18 protein-coding genes and 1 pseudogene are annotated in these 18,980 nt (G+C 52.6%); 13 read left to right on the forward strand and 6 right to left on the reverse strand.

The features are described 5' to 3' along the window. Positions 1-95 precede the first annotated feature (95 nt). The 3 genes from QJQ48_RS09205 (at position 96) to QJQ48_RS09215 (ending at position 1,186) form a co-directional block, all read left to right on the forward strand. Positions 96-470, forward strand: a complete 375-nt coding sequence (locus QJQ48_RS09205) for a hypothetical protein (protein WP_346290931.1) — start codon at positions 96-98, stop codon at positions 468-470. A 66-nt stretch (positions 471-536) separates the two neighbouring features. Next, positions 537-689, forward strand: coding sequence for a hypothetical protein (locus QJQ48_RS09210; RefSeq protein WP_346290932.1), 153 nt, complete (start codon positions 537-539; stop codon positions 687-689). Positions 690-760: 71 nt separating this feature from the next. Continuing rightward, on the forward strand, positions 761-1,186 hold the full coding sequence (locus tag QJQ48_RS09215) for a VOC family protein (protein ID WP_346290933.1): 426 nt from the start codon (positions 761-763) through the stop codon (positions 1,184-1,186). A 13-nt stretch (positions 1,187-1,199) separates the two neighbouring features. On the opposite strand, the gene QJQ48_RS09220 is transcribed toward QJQ48_RS09215, so the two are convergent. Then, positions 1,200-1,931 carry a class I SAM-dependent methyltransferase gene (locus QJQ48_RS09220; protein ID WP_346290934.1) on the reverse strand — a complete coding sequence of 244 codons (732 nt, stop codon included), beginning with the start codon at positions 1,929-1,931 and terminating at the stop codon, positions 1,200-1,202. 169 nt (positions 1,932-2,100) lie between these two features. On the opposite strand from QJQ48_RS09220, the gene QJQ48_RS09225 reads away from it, so the two are divergent. Then, positions 2,101-2,268 carry a hypothetical protein gene (locus tag QJQ48_RS09225; protein ID WP_346290935.1) on the forward strand — a complete coding sequence of 56 codons (168 nt, stop codon included), beginning with the start codon at positions 2,101-2,103 and terminating at the stop codon, positions 2,266-2,268. Positions 2,269-2,392: 124 nt separating this feature from the next. Further along, positions 2,393-3,445, forward strand: a complete 1,053-nt coding sequence (locus QJQ48_RS09230; protein WP_346290936.1) for a P63C domain-containing protein — start codon at positions 2,393-2,395, stop codon at positions 3,443-3,445. A 299-nt stretch (positions 3,446-3,744) separates the two neighbouring features. Here the strand turns inward: QJQ48_RS09230 and cax are convergent, their stop codons facing one another. After that, positions 3,745-4,854, reverse strand: a complete 1,110-nt coding sequence (gene cax, locus QJQ48_RS09235) for a calcium/proton exchanger (RefSeq protein ID WP_346290937.1) — start codon at positions 4,852-4,854, stop codon at positions 3,745-3,747. Positions 4,855-4,948: 94 nt separating this feature from the next. Here cax and QJQ48_RS09240 point away from each other — a divergent pair, with 94 nt between their 5' ends. The 4 genes from QJQ48_RS09240 (at position 4,949) to QJQ48_RS09255 (ending at position 10,162) form a co-directional block, all read left to right on the forward strand. Continuing rightward, entirely contained in the window at positions 4,949-5,944 is a 996-nt protein-coding gene (locus QJQ48_RS09240) for an endonuclease/exonuclease/phosphatase family protein (RefSeq protein ID WP_346290938.1), read from the forward strand. Positions 5,945-6,098: 154 nt separating this feature from the next. Next, positions 6,099-7,193 carry an AAA family ATPase gene (locus tag QJQ48_RS09245; protein ID WP_346290939.1) on the forward strand — a complete coding sequence of 365 codons (1,095 nt, stop codon included), beginning with the start codon at positions 6,099-6,101 and terminating at the stop codon, positions 7,191-7,193. Continuing rightward, positions 7,194-7,883, forward strand: coding sequence for a DUF4276 family protein (locus QJQ48_RS09250; protein WP_346290940.1), 690 nt, complete (start codon positions 7,194-7,196; stop codon positions 7,881-7,883). A 122-nt stretch (positions 7,884-8,005) separates the two neighbouring features. Further along, positions 8,006-10,162, forward strand: coding sequence for a hypothetical protein (locus tag QJQ48_RS09255; protein ID WP_346290941.1), 2,157 nt, complete (start codon positions 8,006-8,008; stop codon positions 10,160-10,162). An 18-nt stretch (positions 10,163-10,180) separates the two neighbouring features. Here QJQ48_RS09255 and rph read toward each other — a convergent pair whose 3' ends face one another. Then, positions 10,181-10,900: a ribonuclease PH gene (gene rph, locus QJQ48_RS09260; protein WP_346290942.1), complete on the reverse strand. Its 720-nt coding sequence runs from the start codon at positions 10,898-10,900 to the stop codon at positions 10,181-10,183. Between the two features lie 194 nt (positions 10,901-11,094). Here rph and QJQ48_RS09265 point away from each other — a divergent pair, with 194 nt between their 5' ends. From QJQ48_RS09265 to QJQ48_RS09280, 4 genes and pseudogenes are all read left to right on the forward strand, one after another. Beyond that, the gene (locus QJQ48_RS09265) at positions 11,095-11,640 is read left to right on the forward strand and encodes a P-loop NTPase family protein (protein WP_346290943.1); all 546 of its coding nucleotides are present in this window, start codon (positions 11,095-11,097) and stop codon (positions 11,638-11,640) included. A 136-nt stretch (positions 11,641-11,776) separates the two neighbouring features. Beyond that, positions 11,777-15,067 (forward strand): ribonucleoside-triphosphate reductase, adenosylcobalamin-dependent, encoded by a 3,291-nt coding sequence (gene nrdJ, locus QJQ48_RS09270; protein ID WP_346290944.1) that lies wholly within the window; start codon positions 11,777-11,779, stop codon positions 15,065-15,067. 235 nt (positions 15,068-15,302) lie between these two features. Then, positions 15,303-15,597: pseudogene (locus tag QJQ48_RS09275) on the forward strand (BrnT family toxin). Then, entirely contained in the window at positions 15,587-15,865 is a 279-nt protein-coding gene (locus QJQ48_RS09280) for a hypothetical protein (RefSeq protein WP_346290945.1), read from the forward strand. The pseudogene QJQ48_RS09275 and the gene QJQ48_RS09280 overlap by 11 nt, the downstream one beginning before the upstream one ends. 134 nt (positions 15,866-15,999) lie before the next feature. Here QJQ48_RS09280 and QJQ48_RS09285 read toward each other — a convergent pair whose 3' ends face one another. From QJQ48_RS09285 to QJQ48_RS09295, 3 genes are all read right to left on the reverse strand, one after another. Further along, positions 16,000-17,409: an aromatic ring-hydroxylating dioxygenase subunit alpha gene (locus tag QJQ48_RS09285; RefSeq protein ID WP_346290946.1), complete on the reverse strand. Its 1,410-nt coding sequence runs from the start codon at positions 17,407-17,409 to the stop codon at positions 16,000-16,002. 136 nt (positions 17,410-17,545) lie between these two features. Continuing rightward, positions 17,546-17,995, reverse strand: a complete 450-nt coding sequence (locus QJQ48_RS09290) for a nucleoside deaminase (protein WP_346290947.1) — start codon at positions 17,993-17,995, stop codon at positions 17,546-17,548. A gap of 47 nt (positions 17,996-18,042) precedes the next feature. Beyond that, entirely contained in the window at positions 18,043-18,969 is a 927-nt protein-coding gene (locus tag QJQ48_RS09295) for an FTR1 family iron permease (RefSeq protein ID WP_346290948.1), read from the reverse strand. Between the last annotated feature and the right edge of the window lie 11 nt (positions 18,970-18,980).

An 18,980-nucleotide genomic window follows, 5' to 3' on the forward strand; every position in this document is an offset into this window, starting at 1 on the left:
GAAGCCAGTTGGAGGGCCGAGCGCCTACGGTAAAAGTCAGAATTGTGACAAATGAGCCGCAATTTTTGATGATTTTTGAGTTGAAGTTGAAGCATATGTTGAGTATTTTGTCGGGTCTGAGTTTTTGGCGGCGGACCGCTCTGCTGGGGCTGCTAGCAGTAGCGCTGTGGTTCGGAACGGCGGTCTATGCGCCTGTGACCTGGGCCGCCGATACGCCTGAAGCCGAAGCGTATGAAAATGGGCCAGTGCGTCCTTCTTACAATCCCCTGAGTAATGAAAATTTTCAGGGCGGCGTCGATGCTGAAACCGCTGCCAAAGCTACTGCTGATGGGCCTGACTCGCAGGCCGGTAAAGGACTGGTTGATAGCGTTAAAGACTTCTTCAGCGACCAGCCCCAGTCTGATGCCCTGACCGACAAGCAAGTAGAAGAGAATCCCACTCTGAAGCGCTACAATACAGGGCCGCAGTAAGCCTGTAGTTAAAAGATTTCAGGGCGATCGCTCTAGAAGGTGGCCCGTTTATGCAAGGATTGTGGCATGTCCAACTTTGACTGGTTTCGCAAACCGATTGTGCGCGGGCTGCTGTTGGTGCTGCTGCCGCTCATTGCAGGCGGCCTCTTCCTCGTGACTACGCGCCTAGCCACCACGCGATCGCCCACATCTCCGACTAGCCCAGAGGCTCAAAACTGAAAATTCAGCTTAAGTTCTGTACATCCTTTCTATCTATTTTGAGCCCCGGCCCCGCTTGCAATCTTCAATCCATGAGCCTGCGTCCCTTTCATTTAGCTTTTCCCGTCCACGACTTAGCCACTACCCAGCACTTTTATCAAACGGTGCTGGGCTGTGCCCTCGGACGGCGCACCGACACCTGGATCGACTTTGACTTTTTCGGCCATCAGCTCACCGCTCATCTAGAACCAGCAGCGACTACAGCAGTCAACACCAATACCGTCGATAATCACGCTGTTCCTATTCGTCACTGGGGCGTAATTCTGGCAATGGCGGACTGGCAGGCATTGGCCGATCGCTTACAGCACCACGGGGTTAAATTTGTGATTGAGCCGTATATTCGCTTTCAGGGGGAAGTGGGCGAGCAGGCCACCATGTTTTTTCTCGATCCCAGCGGCAACGCACTGGAATTCAAAGCCTTTCAGCAGGATGCCAGCATTTTTGCTACAGGCGATTAGCTATTCAGCTTGTTCAAGCCCCTTTGTCAGTCAAGCGCCACAAGCCTAGGGATAGATTGTTTTTTGCCACTGTTTGAATACGACTGTCTAGCCCAAAATAGAGCCAGCCTAGGGCATTATCGACTCGCTTCAACTGCGGTTTATTTAGATAGGTATAGAGCGGATAGATATCGATCAGTTCAAACCCTTTTGGGGTTAAAAATTGCTGATAGCTTGCTAGACAACGAGCCTGAACATGACTAGCAATTTGGCGATCGCTATCTGCCCCAAACCAGTCTGTAAATAGCAGCAAACCGCCTGGTTTAAGACTGCTAGTAATATTTATAAAAGCTTGCTCAAAGCGCTGGGGTTCAACAATGTGATAAATCACATCCCACATATTGACAATGTCAAAGGTTCTATCTGCCAGCACATAGTCTGCTGCAGTAATGTCCTGAGTATAAAATTCGCCAGAATAGGCTTGCTGCAGCCGTTCTACGCTGATAGAAGTGATGTCTATGCCGCAAACATTAGCGCCCCGCCGTAAATACCAGTCAACAAAAAAGCCTGTCCCACAGCCAATATCTAAAACAGACTGACCGCTCAGATCTACCTGTGCCAAACAAGCTGCAATACAGCGTTGCTTTCTTTGGTATAGCCAGTAGTTATAGGCTTCGCTAAAGCCAATATGGCCCACACTCTGCAGCGAAAAGCGATCGCTCAGGCGCTGCTCCCAAAACTGTTTTGGTTGATAAACCTTACGCATGCTGTTGGCGGATAACTTATCCTTTTTATGACCGAGCCAGCGGTCTTGGCGTTAGGATCTCCCCTGTCCCCCTTGATAAGGTATTAATATACTTGACGCATCAGCGGTTAACGCCTGAACAGATGGGAGCTTTGGCGCTGCAGTAGTTGTAAAAGCAACGGTGAGCGCTATGGCAGATCCGAAGAAACAAGATAAACCTAAGGATATCGAAGCTACAGAGTCTTGGGACGACTTTAGGAAGTTTGCATCGAACTTGATGCAGGCAACGCCGGATGACCTGAAAGATGCTGAGGGCAGGCAAGAACTCAAAGATAAGTACAAACAAACCAAAGCCTAAAAGCTCTATAGGAAAGGGATTTTGGTTGGTAGCAAGCATCATAAGCAATGCTTGCTATTTTTTATGCTTGCGCATTTATTTTTTAAAGGCTATCCTTGCTGCAATAGTAAGCATAGGCAAGCATATGAAGGATTCGCAGCCAAAAGATGGGGAAAGTTCAAGCGCCTCTAGAGGCGGTAAAGCTAGAGCCAAGAATCTTTCTGCCGCTCGGCGAAAAGAAATAGCAAGAAAAGCTGCTATGGCTAGGTGGGACAACGATGGCCAATCAGCAAAAAAGCTAAGTAGGGCTACTCATCAAGGAAACCTTCAAATCGGCGATCTCAACCTTCGTTGCTTCGTTCTTGAAAATGGCAAAAGAGTAATATCTGGCCGGACTATGACCACTGCCATCGGGATGAAAGGTCGTGGTCAAGGGACGGCTAGAATCACTACCCATAAAACGCTGAATCCTTTTATTGACAGTGATTTAACCCTGGCCATCCAAAACCCTATTTCTTTCATTGGTGCGGGGTCAATTAAAACTAATCCGACATCTGGATATGAAGCCTCTACCTTAGTGGAAATCTGCGAGGCAATACTAAATGCCAGGGATGCTGGTGTTCTCAAGACTGAGCAAGAAGTGAGATACGCGCATCATTGCGACATTCTAATGCGCGGCTTTGCCCGTGTTGGACTCATTGCCTTAATTGATGAGGTGACTGGTTATCAGGCTGAAAGAGCCAGGAATGCCCTACATCAAATCCTTGAGAATTACATTGCTAAAGAACTACTGCCTTGGAGCAAGCGTTTTCCGGATGAGTTTTATCAAGAGATTTTTAGGCTGCGGGGATGGCAGTACGACCCAATGAGCGTTAAACGCCCTGTTCTTGTAGGCAAATTGACCGAAAAAATTGTTTACGAAAGACTTCCGTATGGGGTGCTTGAAGAACTAAAGGCCAAAAACCCGTCCGTTAAAGGGAAACGTCGGCACAAGCACCATCAATTTTTGACGAGTGACATTGGCCATCCTCATTTAGATAAGCATTTGGCATCAGTTACCGCTTTGATGAGAGTGTCAACAACATGGAAAGGCTTTGAGAAATTGCTGAGCAAAGCTTTCCCTATACCTGGGAAGCCAAATCAGCCTGGAATACCAGGCATGGAAACTTATCTTGAAGATGCTGAAGATAGCGAATAAAGTTTTGCCTCTAGCGATCGCTGCCACAATTGGGGCAAGTCTGCTTACCATCAGGTCAACGAACCGAGGTGAAAAATTCAAAGGCGCGATCGGCATCGGAGAAATATAGAACAGCCTCTTGAAGTGTCTTTGGAGTATTCATTCAAAAATCCTTGAAACGCTTTCCCCGTGAATGTTTCAGCTATATTCGATGTGGTTTTGATGCGTCAAGTATATTAATGCCCTTGATAAGGGGGGTGGCGACAGCCGGGGGTCTCGCGAGCAGTTAGAACCTCGTCAAGTGCGTAAGTCCTGAGTTTTTAACCAATGCCCGTCACTACCGGGTGAAAATAAAACGCCAAGCTCAACACCGCATAGGCTGCTAGCAGCAATGTCCCTTCCAGCCAGTTCGATCGCCCATCAGAGCTAATTGAGTTAGCAATCAAGACCGCTACCGCCACCGCCACCAGCTCAAAGGGATTGAAGCTGAGGTTCATCGGCTGGCCCATGAAGTATCCGGCAATGACCAGCACCGGCGCTACAAACAGAGCAATTTGCAAACTAGAGCCAACCGCCACCGAAACTGACAAATCCATCTTGTCTTTCATCGCCACCGTCACAGCCGTCGCGTGTTCCGCCGCGTTGCCAATCACCGGCAGCAAAATCACCCCGGTAAACAGCTTAGTCAGGCCCAACTGCTCCGTCGCCACTTCCAGCGCATCCACCAGCAGCTCAGACTCCAGCGCCACTAGCAGCGTCGCCCCCAGCAATACGGTTACCCACAGCTTTAGATTGGGTCTGTGCTCATGATGCGAATTGTCTTCGGCGTTTTCAGATTTTTCAGCCGCTTCCATCCCCACATCGAATAGGTAAGCATGGGTTTTCATGGAAAACAGCAGCGTCAACCCATACACCACAATCAAGACGACGGCCACCGTCAGAGATAGGGTCTGCTCCACTGAAAAGTCGATGCCCTCAGAGGTATAATCCACTGCGGTAGGCAGCAGCAGGGCAATTACCGCCAGATTCATCGAAGACGCATTCACCCGCGCCACGACGGGCTGAAACTCCTGCTCTTTGCGGTTGATGCCCCCCAGCAGCATGGACAGGCCCATCACCAGCAGCAGGTTGCCGATAATAGAGCCGGTAATGCTGGCCTTGACTACATTCACCAGCCCTTCATTCAGGGCAATTAGGGCAATAATTAGCTCAGTAGCGTTGCCAAAGGTGGCATTCATCAAACCGCCCAAAGACGGCCCCGCGACTACTGCAATTTCTTCGGTGGCCGCCCCCATCCAGCCTGCCAGCGGCACAATCGCCATCGCTGCCGTAATGAAAACCGCCAGTTCGCCCCATTCCAACAGGTGAGCTGCTATCGAAATCGGCACAAAAACTAAAAGCCCGATAAAGATTATGTTCTTAATGCTCATTCAGGTGTTTACTCCCTAACAGGGGCGTAGCGAAGAAATCCGTCCCAACTATTGTTTAGGGAGACGGCTTGAATAGCAAGCGTAGTGAGAGATTATGAGAGGATTTTTGCGAATTTTAGCGATCGCCGTTGCCATTCCTGCCCTAGCCGTAGTGGCTTTCTTTCTGTGGGCCAGTGCAGGCAGCTATCCCAGGAACCGTTACGCTGAAATTCTCCAGTTCAACAATGCCACGCCGCCCGAGAAAGAGACGTTCACGCTGGTGTCTTACAACATTGGTTATCTTTCGGGGCTAACAAATCAGGTTGCCGTTGAGCGCGATCGCGATCTGTTTGACCGTAATCAAGCAACCGCTATTGCTGCCCTAGATAATTTGGATGCAGATTTTGTCGCCCTGCAGGAAGTCGATCTCGACGCCAAGCGCTCTTTCAACATTAATCAGGTAGAGGCGATCGCCAGTGCGCTCCAGCTACGGTACGGGGCGATCGCCGTTAACTGGGACAAAAACTACGTCCCTTTCCCCGGCTGGTCGCCGGTTGCCCACTTTGGCCGCGTCCTCTCAAGCCAGGCTATCCTCAGCCGCTATGCCATCACCGAGCAGGAACGGCTCGTCCTCGACAAAGTCGCCAGCAATCCGGCTTACTACAACGCCCTCTACCTCGATCGCCTAGCGCAAATAGGCTTTATCAACGTCAATCGCCAGCGCCTCGTCATTATCAATGTTCACCTCGAAGCCTTCGACACCGCCACCCGCCTGCAGCAAACTAGCTATGTGCTGGAACTCGCCGAAGAATACGCCGCTACCGGCCCGGTGCTGCTGCTGGGCGACTTCAACAGCGCCCTCAACCGCGAAGAAGAAGGCGAGCGCTCGATTCAGCAAATCTTGAAAAGCGATCGCTTCCGCCCCGCCTTTGCCGCCGAGCAGTTTGAAGACACGGCGATCGCTACTTTCCCCTCCGACCAGCCCCAGTTCAAGCTCGACTATATTTTCTATAATCCAGACAAGATCGAAGTTTTAGAGGCCAGCGTCGTGAGCGAAGCGGCCCAGGCGTCGGATCACTTGCCGATTTCAGTGCGGTTCCGGCTGAGGTGACGTGGGGAGATGAGGGAGGTGAGGAAGGCGGAGGAGATAGGGGGATGCGGAGACGTGGGGCGAAGAAAGCATAGAAGGCTCGCGAGCGAAGTCGAACGGGGAAGGGCGAGCGGGATGAGGCTACGGTGTCGAACTTTGGGAATGCGGGTTAACTATGCTCAAGCGGATTGTGCTTTCCGGGTTTAAGTCAGTTAAAACAATGGAACTTGAGCTGCGGCCTCTCAATGTTCTAATTGGAGCGAATGGGGCGGGTAAGAGCAATCTGATTGCGTTTTTCAAGATGCTGAATGAGATGATGGCTGACCGCTTTCAGCAATATGTGGGCGTATCCGGGCGAGCCAGCTCTCTTTTGCATTTCGGGCCTAAAATAACGCCTCAAATAGAAGCCACATTGAAGTTTGAAGTTGAAAATGGGCTAGATACGTACTACGTGCGATTGTTTCATGCTGCTGGGGATACGCTGATTTTTGCTGAGGAAAGGCTGAGTTTTTTGCAAACAGGCTATGACTCTCCTAGAACAGATCGTTTAGGGGCAGGGTATGAAGAAACCCGCATCAGGAAAGCTGCCGACGACGATATTACAACAGCAAAGACGCTTCAATACCTACTTAACCGCTGCCGGGTATACCATTTTCACGATACGTCGCCAACTGCAGGCGTGCGCCAGTCTAGCTATCTAGGCGATACGCGGTGGTTGATGCCGAATGCTGACAACTTAGCGGCGCTGCTGCTTAGATTTCGAGCAGAAAATCCTTCAACTTACCAAAGCATTGTCAGAACTATTCGCTTAATTGCGCCGTTCTTTGACGATTTTGACTTGGTGCCAGATGTCTCTAACCGCGTCATTCTAAACTGGCGAGAAAAAGGGGCTGATCAGGTATTCGGGCCGCATCAATTTTCGGATGGAACGTTACGCGCCATCTGCCTGACTACTTTGCTTTTGCAACCCGTAGATGAGCTACCAGAGCTGATCATCGTAGATGAGCCAGAACTTGGATTGCACCCTTATGCGCTCAATATTGTGGCCGCTTTATTCAGCAAAGCTGCTCATTATACGCAAGTTCTTATTAGCACTCAATCCAGCACATTTCTAGACAGCTTTGAGCCTGAAGACATTATCACAGTCAACCGCGTAGACCAGGAATCACAGTTCCAGCGACTCAATTCTTCAGAGCTGGATGCTTGGCTTGATGAGTATAGCTTGGGGGAAGTATGGGAGAAAAACGTCATTGGCGGAGGACCGCATTAGATGGCGCGGCTTTACCTCTTTGCCGAAGGCCAGACTGAACAGACATTTGCTGACACTCTCATAAAACCTCACTTAGCTCAGTATGGTGTGTTCATGAATCGACCTCGGTTGATTGCTCATGCTCGAAGACATGGCAAGGTACATCGAGGTGGCGGACAGAGCTACATTCCGATGAGAGACGATATTTTACGATCGCTCAGGGAAGACAGTAATTCTGGCGCATTTTTCACTACTATGATTGACCTATATGCTATCCATCCTGACTTTCCAGGATTAGCAAAGTCTGACAGCTTTCGCCAAAATCCCAATCAGCGAGTCGAGTTCTTAGAGCAGCAATTTGCAGAAGATATTGGCGACAATCGCTTTATTCCCTATATTCAGCTCCACGAATATGAAGCGTACCTTTTTGCCGATCCAACCTGTTTTGAGTATGTAGATAACCTGTCCGACAATGGGATTGAAGCGCTACAAGCGATCGCGGCTCAATACGCAACGCCTGAACTAATCAACGATGGTCGAGACACGGCCCCCAGCAAACGCATTCTTGCCCAATTTTCAGCTTACAAAAAGGTGAGCGATGGCACCCAGCTTGCCGAAATTATCGGTCTACAAACAATTCGTGAAAAATGCCACCACTTCAATACCTGGCTGATTAAACTAGAATCCCTTGGCAGAAATCATTCCAATTAGTCACTCCCTTCTCGTTCAACTTCGCTCACGGCAAGCCATCTCTGCCTCTTTTCCTCCCCCAAATCCTTCCCTATCTCTCTAACCTTCCTCACCTCCTCCACCTCCCCACCTCCCCCATCCTCATGCCCCCCTCCCTCTGGATTTCCGGCCCTACCCGCAGCGGCAAAACCACGCGCCTGATTGAACAACTAGCTCAATGGGGCGAGGCGTTAGAGGCTGAATTCACGCCGACGGCGAATCCAGCCCAGCCAGGAGCCTCGCTGCTGGTGTTTGCCTCGATTGGCGATAATCGCTTGGCCCTGAGTGAGCAGATTGCCGCTATAACTCAGGGGCGCTATGCGGTGACGACGACGACCCCTGCCGGATTTATTCAAGACGAGGTGATTTTGTTTTGGCCGCTGTTAGTGGAGCGGTTAGAGATAACAGCCCAGTTTCCGCTGAAGCTGCGGCCTGAAAATGAGCAGGAACTGGCCACGCGGCTGTGGCAAGAACAGATAGAGCAGGGGCCATTGCAGGCAGAGGGCTGGCGCGAGTATGACCTAGTACGGCGATCGCTCGACTTTTTGCAGCTAGCCGCGCTTGGCGGGATTCCGGCAGAAGAGATCACCCCGATTCTGCAAGACGGTATGATGCCGGGAATGGCCTTAGTAGAGCTGTGGGCCGCAATCGGCGCGGCGCTGCTACAGTGGCGTAACTGGTGCCTGGAGCGGGGATTGCTGCCCTACGGGGTCATGACAGAGCTGTACTGGCGATACTTGCTGCCCCATCCTGCCTATCAGGCCCAGCTACGACAGCGCTTCTGCGCCGTACTGGCCGATGACGTGGACGATTATCCAGCGATCGCGCGGGACTGGTTTGAGCAGTTTTTAGACTTGGACATTCCGGGGCTGTTTACATTTAATCCTCACGGGAAGACACGCTTAGGACTGGGGGCTGACCCGGCGTATATGGTGGGGCTGAGCGATCGCTGCCAGGTCGAAAGCTTAACTCCGCTGCCAGAGAACCGCTTAGCGGCAGAACTAGGCGAATCGCTGGTGTACTGGGTGCAAGAGCCGCTGGCGGTACCAGATTTGCCAGAGAAAATTCAGTCAATTCAGGCCGTCTCGCGGGGACAGCTTTTGCGGCAGACGGCGGAGACGATTGCCGAGCTGATTGCACAAGGCCAGGTCGTGCCAGCGGACATTGCGGTAGTGGGGCCAGGTTTAGATGCGATCGCCCGCTATACGCTGACTGACATTCTCACCCAGCGGGGCATCCCTGTCGAATCGTTGGGAGATCAGCGGCCTCCAGTGAGTTCGCCGCTGGTGCGCGCTTTGCTAACGCTGATGGCGCTGGTGTATTCCGGTCTGGGTCGGCTCATCAGCCGGGAGGATGTGGCAGAAATGCTAGTGGTGCTGAGCCAAGCCCCTAGCCAAGAGGCCGGTCAGCCCTGGTTTGACCTGGTACGCATTGATCCAGTGCGGGCCGAACTACTGGCTGATCACTGCTTTGCCCCCGATCCTGATCACCCTCAGCTGCTTCCGGTTGAGCGTTTCCCCCGCTGGGATCGCTTGGGCTATCAGGCTACCCAAGCCTATAACGAGATTTTGCAGTGGATTAGCGACCAGCAGCAACAGCAGCGAGAACGGATTCTGCGCAGCGCGATCGCCCTGATTGACCGAGCCGTGCAGCGGTTTCTCTGGCGCGGCAACCATTTGTCTTATGACCAGCTAGCGGTGCTGCGGGAGCTAATTGAGACAGCGCAGTATTACTGGGAAGTAGAAGGACGGCTACAGCAGTATGAGAAAGCTAGAGCGATCGCCACCTTCCCGGCTCAACTCCCCAACCAAGACATTGGACGGTTTATTCAGCTTTTACGCAGCGGCACCGTGACGGCGAATCCGCATCCGGTCAGGTCTTTGGGGGCAGCGCGACAGGGCCTCACGCTGACAACCGTTTACCAATATCGGGTGCAGCATCTCAGCCACCGCTGGCACTTTTGGCTAGATGCTGGATCTCCCCGCTGGCTGACAGGCACAGCCACACTGCTGGGGGCGCCCCTGTTCTTGCAAGGCTGGTCGGGGCGTCCCTGGACGGTGGCAGACACAGAGCAGTTCAACGATGCCAGCCTAGCCCAACTGCTGCGAGATCTGGCGGGCCGAGTGACTGAACGAATTTACCTTTGTCACAGTGATTTAGCCATCAGCGGTCAGGAACAGGTGGGGCCGCTGCTGACGCTGGTGCAAGCCAGTCAGACCGTAGCGGACTTGAATAGCCAAGTAGCTGCCGCTCAGAGCTAGGCCGAATGTTTACGGATATTACTTGGCAAACGCCCGTGTTTGTAGCTCAATAATTTCTGCAATTCCCTTTTCGGCCACTTCCAGCATTTGGTTTAGCTGAGCGCGGCTGAAGCTGCCTTCCTCAGCGGTTCCCTGAACCTCAATAATTTCCTTGGCCTCATTGAGCACTACGTTGAGATCTACTGCCGCCGCCACATCTTCGGGGTAGTTGAGGTCTAAAAAGGCTTCTTCTTCGATCAGTCCGACTGAGATGGCGGCGACCTGATGAACTAGGGGCGATCGCTCAAGCCGCCCTTGCTCGATTAGGGTATGGAGGGCATCTTGCAGGGCTACATAGGCCCCTGAAATGGAGGTGGTACGAGTGCCGCCGTCGGCCTGTAGCACGTCGGCATCGATCGTCAGCGTCATCTCCCCCAAAATGCTGAGATCTAGGCTAGCTCGCAGACTACGACCAATGAGTCGCTGAATCTCCTGGGTGCGACCAGAGAGCTTTAAAAACTCGCGCTGCTTGCGCTCAGGCGTAGAACCCGGCAGCATGCGATACTCAGCGGTGAGCCAGCCCTGGCCGGAATTCTCCAAAAAGCGGGGCACTCCCGGCTGCACTGATACCGTACAAAGTACCTGCGTATCGCCGCAGTGAGCCAGCACTGAACCTGCTGCAAAGCGGGTAAACTGGCGCTCAAAGTGAATTGGACGGAGCTGATCGGGTCGCCGACCGTCTGGACGTTGCCAAGCCATAAGAGTTGCTGCTGAAAATCCTCACTCAGGATACCGTAGGGCCGTCAACAGATGTTATGCAGATTGCGTCTGCTGTCAGCAGGAATTACCATTAAACATGTAGACAGACTATTTACACATATATAGCGTAATCATCTGGGTGCCTCGACAAAAGTACGCTATATTTAGCCCATTGAAAAATTTAGTTATCCCTTATGGTTTCGCAGCTAAGGGTTTCTGCCCAGCCACAAACGGGCGATCGCGTACATCCCCTTTTCCAGAGTATTGAAGGCACGATTCAGGTTTTCACCTCAGCTCACCGCAACTTCTTTACCAACGTCATGGTGCAGGCCCTTAGAACCGCAGGCCAGGGCACTCCTGTACTCGTCGTCCAGTTTCTCAAAGGCGGGATTCAGCAGGGACCCGATCATCCTGTTCATCTGGGACAGAACCTAGACTGGATTCGCTGTGGGCTAGCTGGCTGTGTACACCAGGAAGTTGACGCCGCCACGGCAGAAGCCGTGAGTGGATTGTGGACATATACCCAGTCTTTAGTAATGCAGCGTCGCTATAGCTTGGTGGTTTTAGATGAGCTGAGCTTGGCTATTAAGTTTGGCCTGATTGCTGAATCAGCGGTGCTAAAGTTTTTGCGCGATCGCCCCGTTCAGGTGGATGTGGTGCTAACTGGCCCAGACATGCCCGCTGCGGTGCTGGAGATGGCCGATCAGGTGACGCAGCTACGACGGAATTTTCTCATCTAGATGTAGCGTCAAGCTTTTAATATTTAGATTTATAACGCTAGATATGATTTAGAATCGTCACTCATGGCCGTATTGTTTAGCGACTGTGACTGGCCGCAGTCCCTGCTTATTTCTGCTCACTTTCAAAGGCTCCCTCATGGTTCAAGAACTTTCCCGCACTCGTTCTGAAGGCTCCTTACCAGAAGCGTCTCCGACTGCTTACCCGGTGTTTTACCGCACCTACAGCCGTAAGCGTGAGGATAGCGTGGGTAGCCGGGAAACGTGGGAGCAGGTCTGCGATCGCACCCTTAAAGGTTTAGTTGAGCTAGGCCAACTCAATCAGGCAGAAGCTGAGCTAATCGGCAAGATGCAGCGTCAGCTCAAGGCATTGCCGTCTGGGCGCTGGCTCTGGGTAGGCGGTACCGAGTGGAGCAAACAGCCGGAAAATTTCTCCGGTGCTTATAACTGCACCAGCACCAACGTCACGGACTGGCGAGCCTTTGGTCTGATGATGGACTTGGCCATGATGGGCTGCGGTACGGGGGCAGTCCTAGAACCGAAATATATTGACCAACTGCCGCCTATACGCAATCGTCTCAGCGTCACCCTGCAGGGCGAAATTGGCACTACCTCAGTTGAGCAGCGCCGCGAAGTGACAGAGGTGACCATTGACGGTAACCAGGTCAACATTCGCGTAGGGGACAGCCGCCGGGGCTGGGTCAAGTCCTATCAGGCAATTCTAGAACTTTCAACCGATGAGCGCTTTACGGGTGAGGTCGAAATCGGGGTCGATCTCAGCGATGTGCGGCCAGCTGGAGAAAAGCTCAAGGGCTTTGGCGGCGTCGCCAATCCGGTGCGCTTGCCGGGTCTCTATAACCGCTGCGCCAATATTTTGAACAAGGCACAGGGACGGCAGCTTAACTCAGTGGAGTGCTGCATGCTAATTGACGAGGCGGCTGCCTGCGTCGTAGCAGGAAATATCCGGCGCAGTGCGGGAATTCGTCAGTTTGACAGTGAAGATGAGCTGGCAGCAAGCGCCAAAGACAATCTCTGGCAGCAAGATGAAAACGGCAACTGGCGCATTGATCCAGAACGCGATGCGCTGCGGATGGCAAATCATACCCGCGTTTATCATCACAAGCCGACGCAAGCGGAAGTTACTGCTGCCGTTCGCAAACAGTTCTATTCAGGCGAGGGAGCAATTCAGTGGGCCGGCGAAGCTGAGCGTCGAGCGCAGGGCAAAAATCGATACGGTCTGAATCCCTGCGTAACTGCAGATACTTGGGTGCACACCGGAGAGGGACCGCGTCAAGTCAAAGACCTCATTGGCCAGCAGCATAGCACCTATGTCAATGGTGAGCTGTTTAGCACTACGGCAGCAGGCTTCTTTTTTTCGGGTGAAAAGCCTGTAATAAAGCTGCAAACCAAAGAAGGCTATTCGCTAAGGCTGACCGAAAATCATCGCGTTCTCAAAGTGACCGCGCAAACGCAGAAAAAGCAGTATACCGAGTGGGTAGAAGCTGCAGAACTGCAACCGGGAGACTTTGTCCTGCTGCATGACCACCGCGATTTACAGCCCTGGGATGGACGAGGTAGCTATGAAGAGGGTTGGCTATTAGGCAATTTAGTTGGCGATGGCAGCCTTGCCAAAACGCAGTGGAACGATACTGCTCTGCTGCGCTACTGGGAATCGTCTCAGGATGAAATGAGCCAATATGCAGTTCAGCTTTTAGAAACGGCTGTGGGCTATAGCCGTCGCAGCGAAACTGTTCACTATCATCCTCAGCTCAAGCATCGAGTGATCAACTCGACCGGACTCGCTAAGCTAGCAGCTGCTTTTGATATCACTTGTTCTCATAAAGTTGTTACGCAGGCGATTGAGCAGGCAAGCTATGACTTTTACCGAGGCTTTTTACGAGGTCTGTTTGATGCGGATGGCAGCGTTCAGGGAAGCCACCTCAAAGGGGTAAGCGTGCGGCTAGCGCAAAGCAACCTGTCTAATCTACAGGCCATCCAAAGAATGCTGGCTCGTTTAGGCATTATCTCTACGCTCTATCAGGAGCGGCGGCCAGAGGGTTACCGGATGCTACCAGATACAGAGCGCAATCCGGCTTCCTATTTTTGTCAGGCACAGCATGAATTGGTTGTTAGCAAAGACAATTTGTATCGCTTTCAGCAAGTCGTCGGGTTTCAGGAGCCGCACAAGGCCGCTAAGTTGGATGAACTCCTGTCAGGCTATAAGCGCAAGCTGAATCGTGAGCGCTTTGCGGTCATGGTTAAAGCGATCGCAGCAGACGGAATTGAAAAAGTTTATGACTGTACCGTTCCAGGACCGTCCTGTTTTGACGCGAACGGTCTGGTAGCTCATAACTGTGGCGAAATCATTGGCCAAAATTTTCACTGCAACTTAGCAGAAATTCACCTCAATCAGCTTGATCCTGAAAATTTACAAGGGCAGGAAGAAGCTTTCAAGGCCGGTGCCCTAGCAGTCGCAGTCCTGCTGAATCACCAGTTTGAGGAGCCGCGCTATCAGCAGTCGCGGTTAGAAGACCCGATTGTGGGGGTTTCCTTCACCGGGCTGTTTGACTTTTTCGTTCAGGCTTTTGGGGTAGACTGGCTGCGCTGGTGGGAGGCCGGACGTCCGGATACGGTACAGGGGCTTGCCTTCAAGCAGAAAGAGGCTGAGTATCTTAGCCGCTGGAAAGCGGTCGTACACCAGACGGTATGGGACTACTGCGATCGCCATCAGATCAAGCGTCCCAATCGCTGCACTACGGTGCAGCCTGCAGGCACCAAATCGTTGCTGACAGGCGCTTCCCCCGGCTGGCACCCGCCCAAAGCCCAGCGCTTCATTCGCCGCATCACCTTCCGCAAAAATGATCCGGTGGCGATGGCCTGTATTGACTACGGCTATTCCGTCGTGCCATCCCAGTCCGACAAAGACGAAAACGGCAATTTGCTCAACGATCCCTTTGATCCACGCTGCACAGAATGGCTGGTGGAACTGCCCGTAGAGGTTTCTTGGGCTAACTTACCGGGCGCTGACGAAATTGCGATCGAGCGATTTTCTGCCCTAGCTCAGTTTGATTTCTACATGCAGGTGCAGACGCACTATACAGCTCATAACACCTCGGCCACGATTGAGCTGCGGGAGGCGGAGATTGAGCCGCTGGCCCAGCGCATCCATCAGGCAATTCAGAATGATGAGGGCTATGTTTCCGCCGCTTTGCTGGCTCGCTTCGACGATTTGCAAACCTTCCCTCGTCTACCGTTTGAGCCAATTAGCAAAGACGAGTACGAGGCAATGGTGCAGCAGGTAGGCGATCGCCGGGGAACTGATAACTTCCATCAGGCACTCTCTCGCTATGACCTGGGCGATTTGATTGAAGCGGGGCCTGCTGGGTGCGACTCGGACAAGTGTATGCTGCCGGAGGAAAAACCAGAGTAGGTGGAGCTTGTTGACTGCCGTTGCGCTGCGCTAACGGCACTTGACTGCTCTAAACTGCTCGGAACTAGCCAATCTAGAATTTGACTAATTCTTCAGCGCTCTCTTTATTTTCATTTTCTAGATTGCCTAGATTATATTTTTCAATTTTTCACTGGGGTGAAGATTAGGTAGCGCTTTTGTTTCTGCCGAGAAAGCGTATTGACATTGTAAATACACTTTAGGTAGCTTACAGAGTATGGACGTTCATCTTGTACTCAATGGAGTTACCTTCGTTTGGAACGATGAGAAAGCTCGAACAAATCCTCAAAAGCATGATGGTGTAACGTTTCAGCAATCTGCAGATGCTTTCTTCGATCCATTTCTAGTTGTGGTCGATGCTAGTCGCAATGATGAAGCGCGAAACGCCATCATTGGTTTAGATAGGCGATGGCATCTTGTACGTCGTGTATATTGAGTGCGAAAACGACAGCATTCGGATTATTTCAGCGCGTTACGCGACACGTAAGGAGCGCGAATACTATGAAAATTGAAGCATTGAAAAAGCGGTTAGATAGAAATCGTCCAATGACAACGGTCACCATTCGGATGCCGGAAGATGTGATTGAAGACTTGAAGCGCATAGCTCCACTACTTGGATTTTCTGGATATCAACCCTTAGCACGTGCATATATTGGACAAGGGCTTCGTACCGATTTAGAACACTTAGAAGGAGATACTGTCTCTGCGCTAATTGCCAGTTTGAAGCGTCAGGGAGTGAGTGATGAAATTCTTCAAAAAGCCCTCAGCGAAGCTACTTAGTTAGTTGAAATGACCCATACGAACTAGCTACACGCAGTTGACAACGTTGCTCCCGCGTCAGCGTCATAGCTAGCTTTAGACCTAAGACAGTATTTATGCTTAATGGCCCATAGTGCCGCTCAGCTTCAAACAGTCTATTTGCTGGGGAAGTTGCGGGGTGGGACGGGACGGCCTTCGTAGAAACGGCGCTCTAGACGGCCCAAGCCGTACCAGGTGCCGCCAGCAACTAGGGTCAGCCCTGTGAGCCAGCCGCTAGCCCAGGTATTGAGGGCGATCGCTCCCAGCGGTGTCAAAGCCAAACTTACAAAAGCAATCAGCGCCGCTAGCTGCCGCAGTCGTTGAATATTCGCTAGGGCCGGAGCGCAGCTACCGCAGTGCTGGGTATGAGAATGATAGCGATCGAGCAGTTCAGCCTTAGTCGCGGCAGGGGGTAGGGACTGTCCCGGAAACGGATCGGCCTCAAAGTCGCTTACCCACTTGCGGAAAGCCAACACATAGCGATCGGCCTGGGTCGGCAAGTAGCAGGCTTGGGCGTAGCGCTTGTTAGCCGCTTTCTCCAGTTCTCGCTCTTGAAGGTGGAGAAAAATTTGGTCGTCTTCCAACACGCCATTATTACCAATGTGGCTATACCAGCGCGGCGTCAGCTTGATGAATAACCCCGGTAGCTTAGCGGAAAACTTGAAGGGAAAGCGGGCAAACAGCCGACATTCTCCTTTGCGCGTGGGAACGGCGTATACCACCGTCATCGTGCGGCCAAACTGCTGGGAAGTCAGGTCGTGATACATCAAGGACGGCGCGATGAAATGGGTATGCTGCGTGCCTAGCTTGCCCTTGCGGGGGCCTTCCGGCCAGATGCCGCGAAACCCTTGTTTGCTAGATTCCAACACTTCCATCTCCATCGGCGCGGCATTCTCACGCTTGCCCACAGTTTTGTGGTGGGTGTAGGGAATGTGGCTGGCGTCTAGGACGTTTTCTAGCAGGGTGAGGGCGTCGTAGGGTAAATCGCGGAAGGTATTGAGCATCACCCAGCCCTCAGAGTCCTCTTCTAACGGCTCAATGACGGGTACGGGCACTTGGGGCGCATTCTCCGCTTTGCCAGGGTAGACAAACAGCAGGTCTTGGCAAATCGCGATTGGGAGCGCCGTCGCACAGGCCCGCGCTGAACCATTGGCCTGCCCGGTTGTGGGCTGCTGCGGAATCTGCTCGCAAGCGCCCGCGCCCGAAAAGGCCCAGCCGTGATAAGGACATTCCAGCTGACCTGCCTCATTGACCCGACCTTCGGAAAGCGGTGCCAGGCGGTGCGGGCACTTGTCTACGAAAACTCGCCAAGCAGCAGCCGTCGGTTCCCACCAGATCACCAGCGGCGTCTCCAGCAGGACAAAGCGTGTCAGCTTAGTTTTATCAAGGTCAGCCACGTAGGCAATGGGATACCAGGCTTCCTGCCAGTCAAAGCGACTGGGATCGGCACCTCCCGCTGGTAGCGGATTTTTGGCTGTCTGAGAGAGAACCAGATTCGGGTTGTTAGCGGCTGGAGTCTGAACCATAGCGGAGAAAGCGATCGCCTAAAAGTTTGTCTGGAATACGGAGCTTGGCGCTGATGCGGTAACGCGAGTTATCTACACAGCAGGAATACTCTCTATATTGTAAACAAATATTAAGCGCAGCGTGGGCACCGCCCAGCTACAGGTCTCCCAGTGGGTAGTCTGCATGGAGCTGTTTGCACTCGGCCTTGAGAATGCCGCCGCGAATTTTGATTTCGCTGGGGGCGCGATCGATCACGGTCTGACAGCGCAGATCAATTAGGTTAGGGTTGCCGTCTGGAAAGTCATCGGCCCCTGCCCCATAGACAATCTCAGACAGGCCCGCCCAGATGCAGGTTGCAGCGCACATGGGGCAGGGTTCACAGGTGGTGTAAAGCGTATAGCCCGGTTCAAACGAGGCATTGCCCAGCTTTTGGGTCAGTTGGCGAATCACATTGACTTCGGCATGGGCTGTTGGATCGCTGTCAGGCTGAACCGTGTTACCCGCCTGGGCCACGATTTCACCCTCTTTGGCAATCACCGCCCCAAACGGCGTCTTGCTTTGCCGGGCCTCAGCGATCGCCACCTGCATAATTTCTTCTGGACTCATTGCACGCCTCAGTGGGAGTAGATATTTTTCAAGACTTAGAATACGGCTTACTTAGCGGTTGCTTCCTGGGTTTTACTGGCCGAGGGCTGATCGTTGAGGCTGCGAAAATAGCGGTTGCCTACCAGGCCCAGAAAACCGACATAGGCGATGAGCTGAATTAAATAGATATGGTCGCGGTAGCCCAGCAGCGTTTTCAGCAGGATGCCGGGGAACTGCTTGTCTGGTAAAACACCGCTAGCATCCCACAGCAGCGGCCCCAAAATGCAGGACTGCGTAGAAAAGCACAGATCTCCCGCCTGCACGTTAAGCTGACTGACTGCCGTAAAAACAGCATCTAGCCCTTTGCAGGCCGAAACCACCAAACCCGCCACAATCAGCAGCAGCAGCGTCCCCATCACCTGAAAGAAGCGCCGCAGATCAATTTGCAGCCCCCACCGAAACAGCGCCAGGCCAATGGCGATCGCGCCCAGACCACCCGCCACAGCCCCTAGAATAGGCACCGTTCCTGGCTGCAGACTGGTAAAGAGAAAAATCACCGTTTCAAACCCTTCCCGCAGCACCGCCACGCAGACCAGGCTGAAGATGCTGACGCCTGCGACTGAGGAGTTCGTCAAAGCCGACTGCACGTTGCCCTGAATTTCTGTCTTCAGCGATCGCGCCTGCTGGGTCATCCAGATTAGCATCCAGCTCAGCATGATAATGGCGATCGCGCAGAGCAGAGTTTTAAGCAGGGGTTCAATCAGCGTGTCTAGCGCAGGCAGCAGGTCACGCACTTCAGCCACCCCCACGCTCAGCAAAATCCCCATCAGAACGCTACCTGCTAGACCAGCGGCGATACCGCTATAGACCCAGATATTGAGCTGGCTCTGCTTGGCCTTACTGAGGCAGGCCAGGACAATACCGACCACGAGAGCGGCTTCAACCCCTTCTCGCAGCGTAATCACAAAAGGAGCTAGAGCCGAAGTGATATCCATAGGTTTAATCT

The organism is Sphaerothrix gracilis Ecp01 (assembly GCF_030405905.1).
In the GTDB taxonomy this organism is placed as follows: Bacteria; Cyanobacteriota; Cyanobacteriia; order Phormidesmidales; family Phormidesmidaceae; genus Sphaerothrix; species Sphaerothrix gracilis.

What these genes read in the sequence shown, in the direction of transcription:
- QJQ48_RS09205 (WP_346290931.1), top strand. Translation starts at nt 96, where the DNA reads ATGTTGAGTATTTTGTCGGGTCTGAGTTTTTGGCGGCGGACCGCTCTG.
- QJQ48_RS09210 (WP_346290932.1), top strand. Translation starts at nt 537, where the DNA reads ATGTCCAACTTTGACTGGTTTCGCAAACCGATTGTGCGCGGGCTGCTG.
- QJQ48_RS09215 (WP_346290933.1), top strand. Translation starts at nt 761, where the DNA reads ATGAGCCTGCGTCCCTTTCATTTAGCTTTTCCCGTCCACGACTTAGCC.
- QJQ48_RS09220 (WP_346290934.1), bottom strand. Translation starts at nt 1,931, where the DNA reads ATGCGTAAGGTTTATCAACCAAAACAGTTTTGGGAGCAGCGCCTGAGC.
- QJQ48_RS09225 (WP_346290935.1), top strand. Translation starts at nt 2,101, where the DNA reads ATGGCAGATCCGAAGAAACAAGATAAACCTAAGGATATCGAAGCTACA.
- QJQ48_RS09230 (WP_346290936.1), top strand. Translation starts at nt 2,393, where the DNA reads ATGAAGGATTCGCAGCCAAAAGATGGGGAAAGTTCAAGCGCCTCTAGA.
- cax (WP_346290937.1), bottom strand. Translation starts at nt 4,854, where the DNA reads ATGAGCATTAAGAACATAATCTTTATCGGGCTTTTAGTTTTTGTGCCG.
- QJQ48_RS09240 (WP_346290938.1), top strand. Translation starts at nt 4,949, where the DNA reads ATGAGAGGATTTTTGCGAATTTTAGCGATCGCCGTTGCCATTCCTGCC.
- QJQ48_RS09245 (WP_346290939.1), top strand. Translation starts at nt 6,099, where the DNA reads ATGCTCAAGCGGATTGTGCTTTCCGGGTTTAAGTCAGTTAAAACAATG.
- QJQ48_RS09250 (WP_346290940.1), top strand. Translation starts at nt 7,194, where the DNA reads ATGGCGCGGCTTTACCTCTTTGCCGAAGGCCAGACTGAACAGACATTT.
- QJQ48_RS09255 (WP_346290941.1), top strand. Translation starts at nt 8,006, where the DNA reads ATGCCCCCCTCCCTCTGGATTTCCGGCCCTACCCGCAGCGGCAAAACC.
- rph (WP_346290942.1), bottom strand. Translation starts at nt 10,900, where the DNA reads ATGGCTTGGCAACGTCCAGACGGTCGGCGACCCGATCAGCTCCGTCCA.
- QJQ48_RS09265 (WP_346290943.1), top strand. Translation starts at nt 11,095, where the DNA reads ATGGTTTCGCAGCTAAGGGTTTCTGCCCAGCCACAAACGGGCGATCGC.
- nrdJ (WP_346290944.1), top strand. Translation starts at nt 11,777, where the DNA reads ATGGTTCAAGAACTTTCCCGCACTCGTTCTGAAGGCTCCTTACCAGAA.
- QJQ48_RS09280 (WP_346290945.1), top strand. Translation starts at nt 15,587, where the DNA reads ATGAAAATTGAAGCATTGAAAAAGCGGTTAGATAGAAATCGTCCAATG.
- QJQ48_RS09285 (WP_346290946.1), bottom strand. Translation starts at nt 17,409, where the DNA reads ATGGTTCAGACTCCAGCCGCTAACAACCCGAATCTGGTTCTCTCTCAG.
- QJQ48_RS09290 (WP_346290947.1), bottom strand. Translation starts at nt 17,995, where the DNA reads ATGAGTCCAGAAGAAATTATGCAGGTGGCGATCGCTGAGGCCCGGCAA.
- QJQ48_RS09295 (WP_346290948.1), bottom strand. Translation starts at nt 18,969, where the DNA reads ATGGATATCACTTCGGCTCTAGCTCCTTTTGTGATTACGCTGCGAGAA.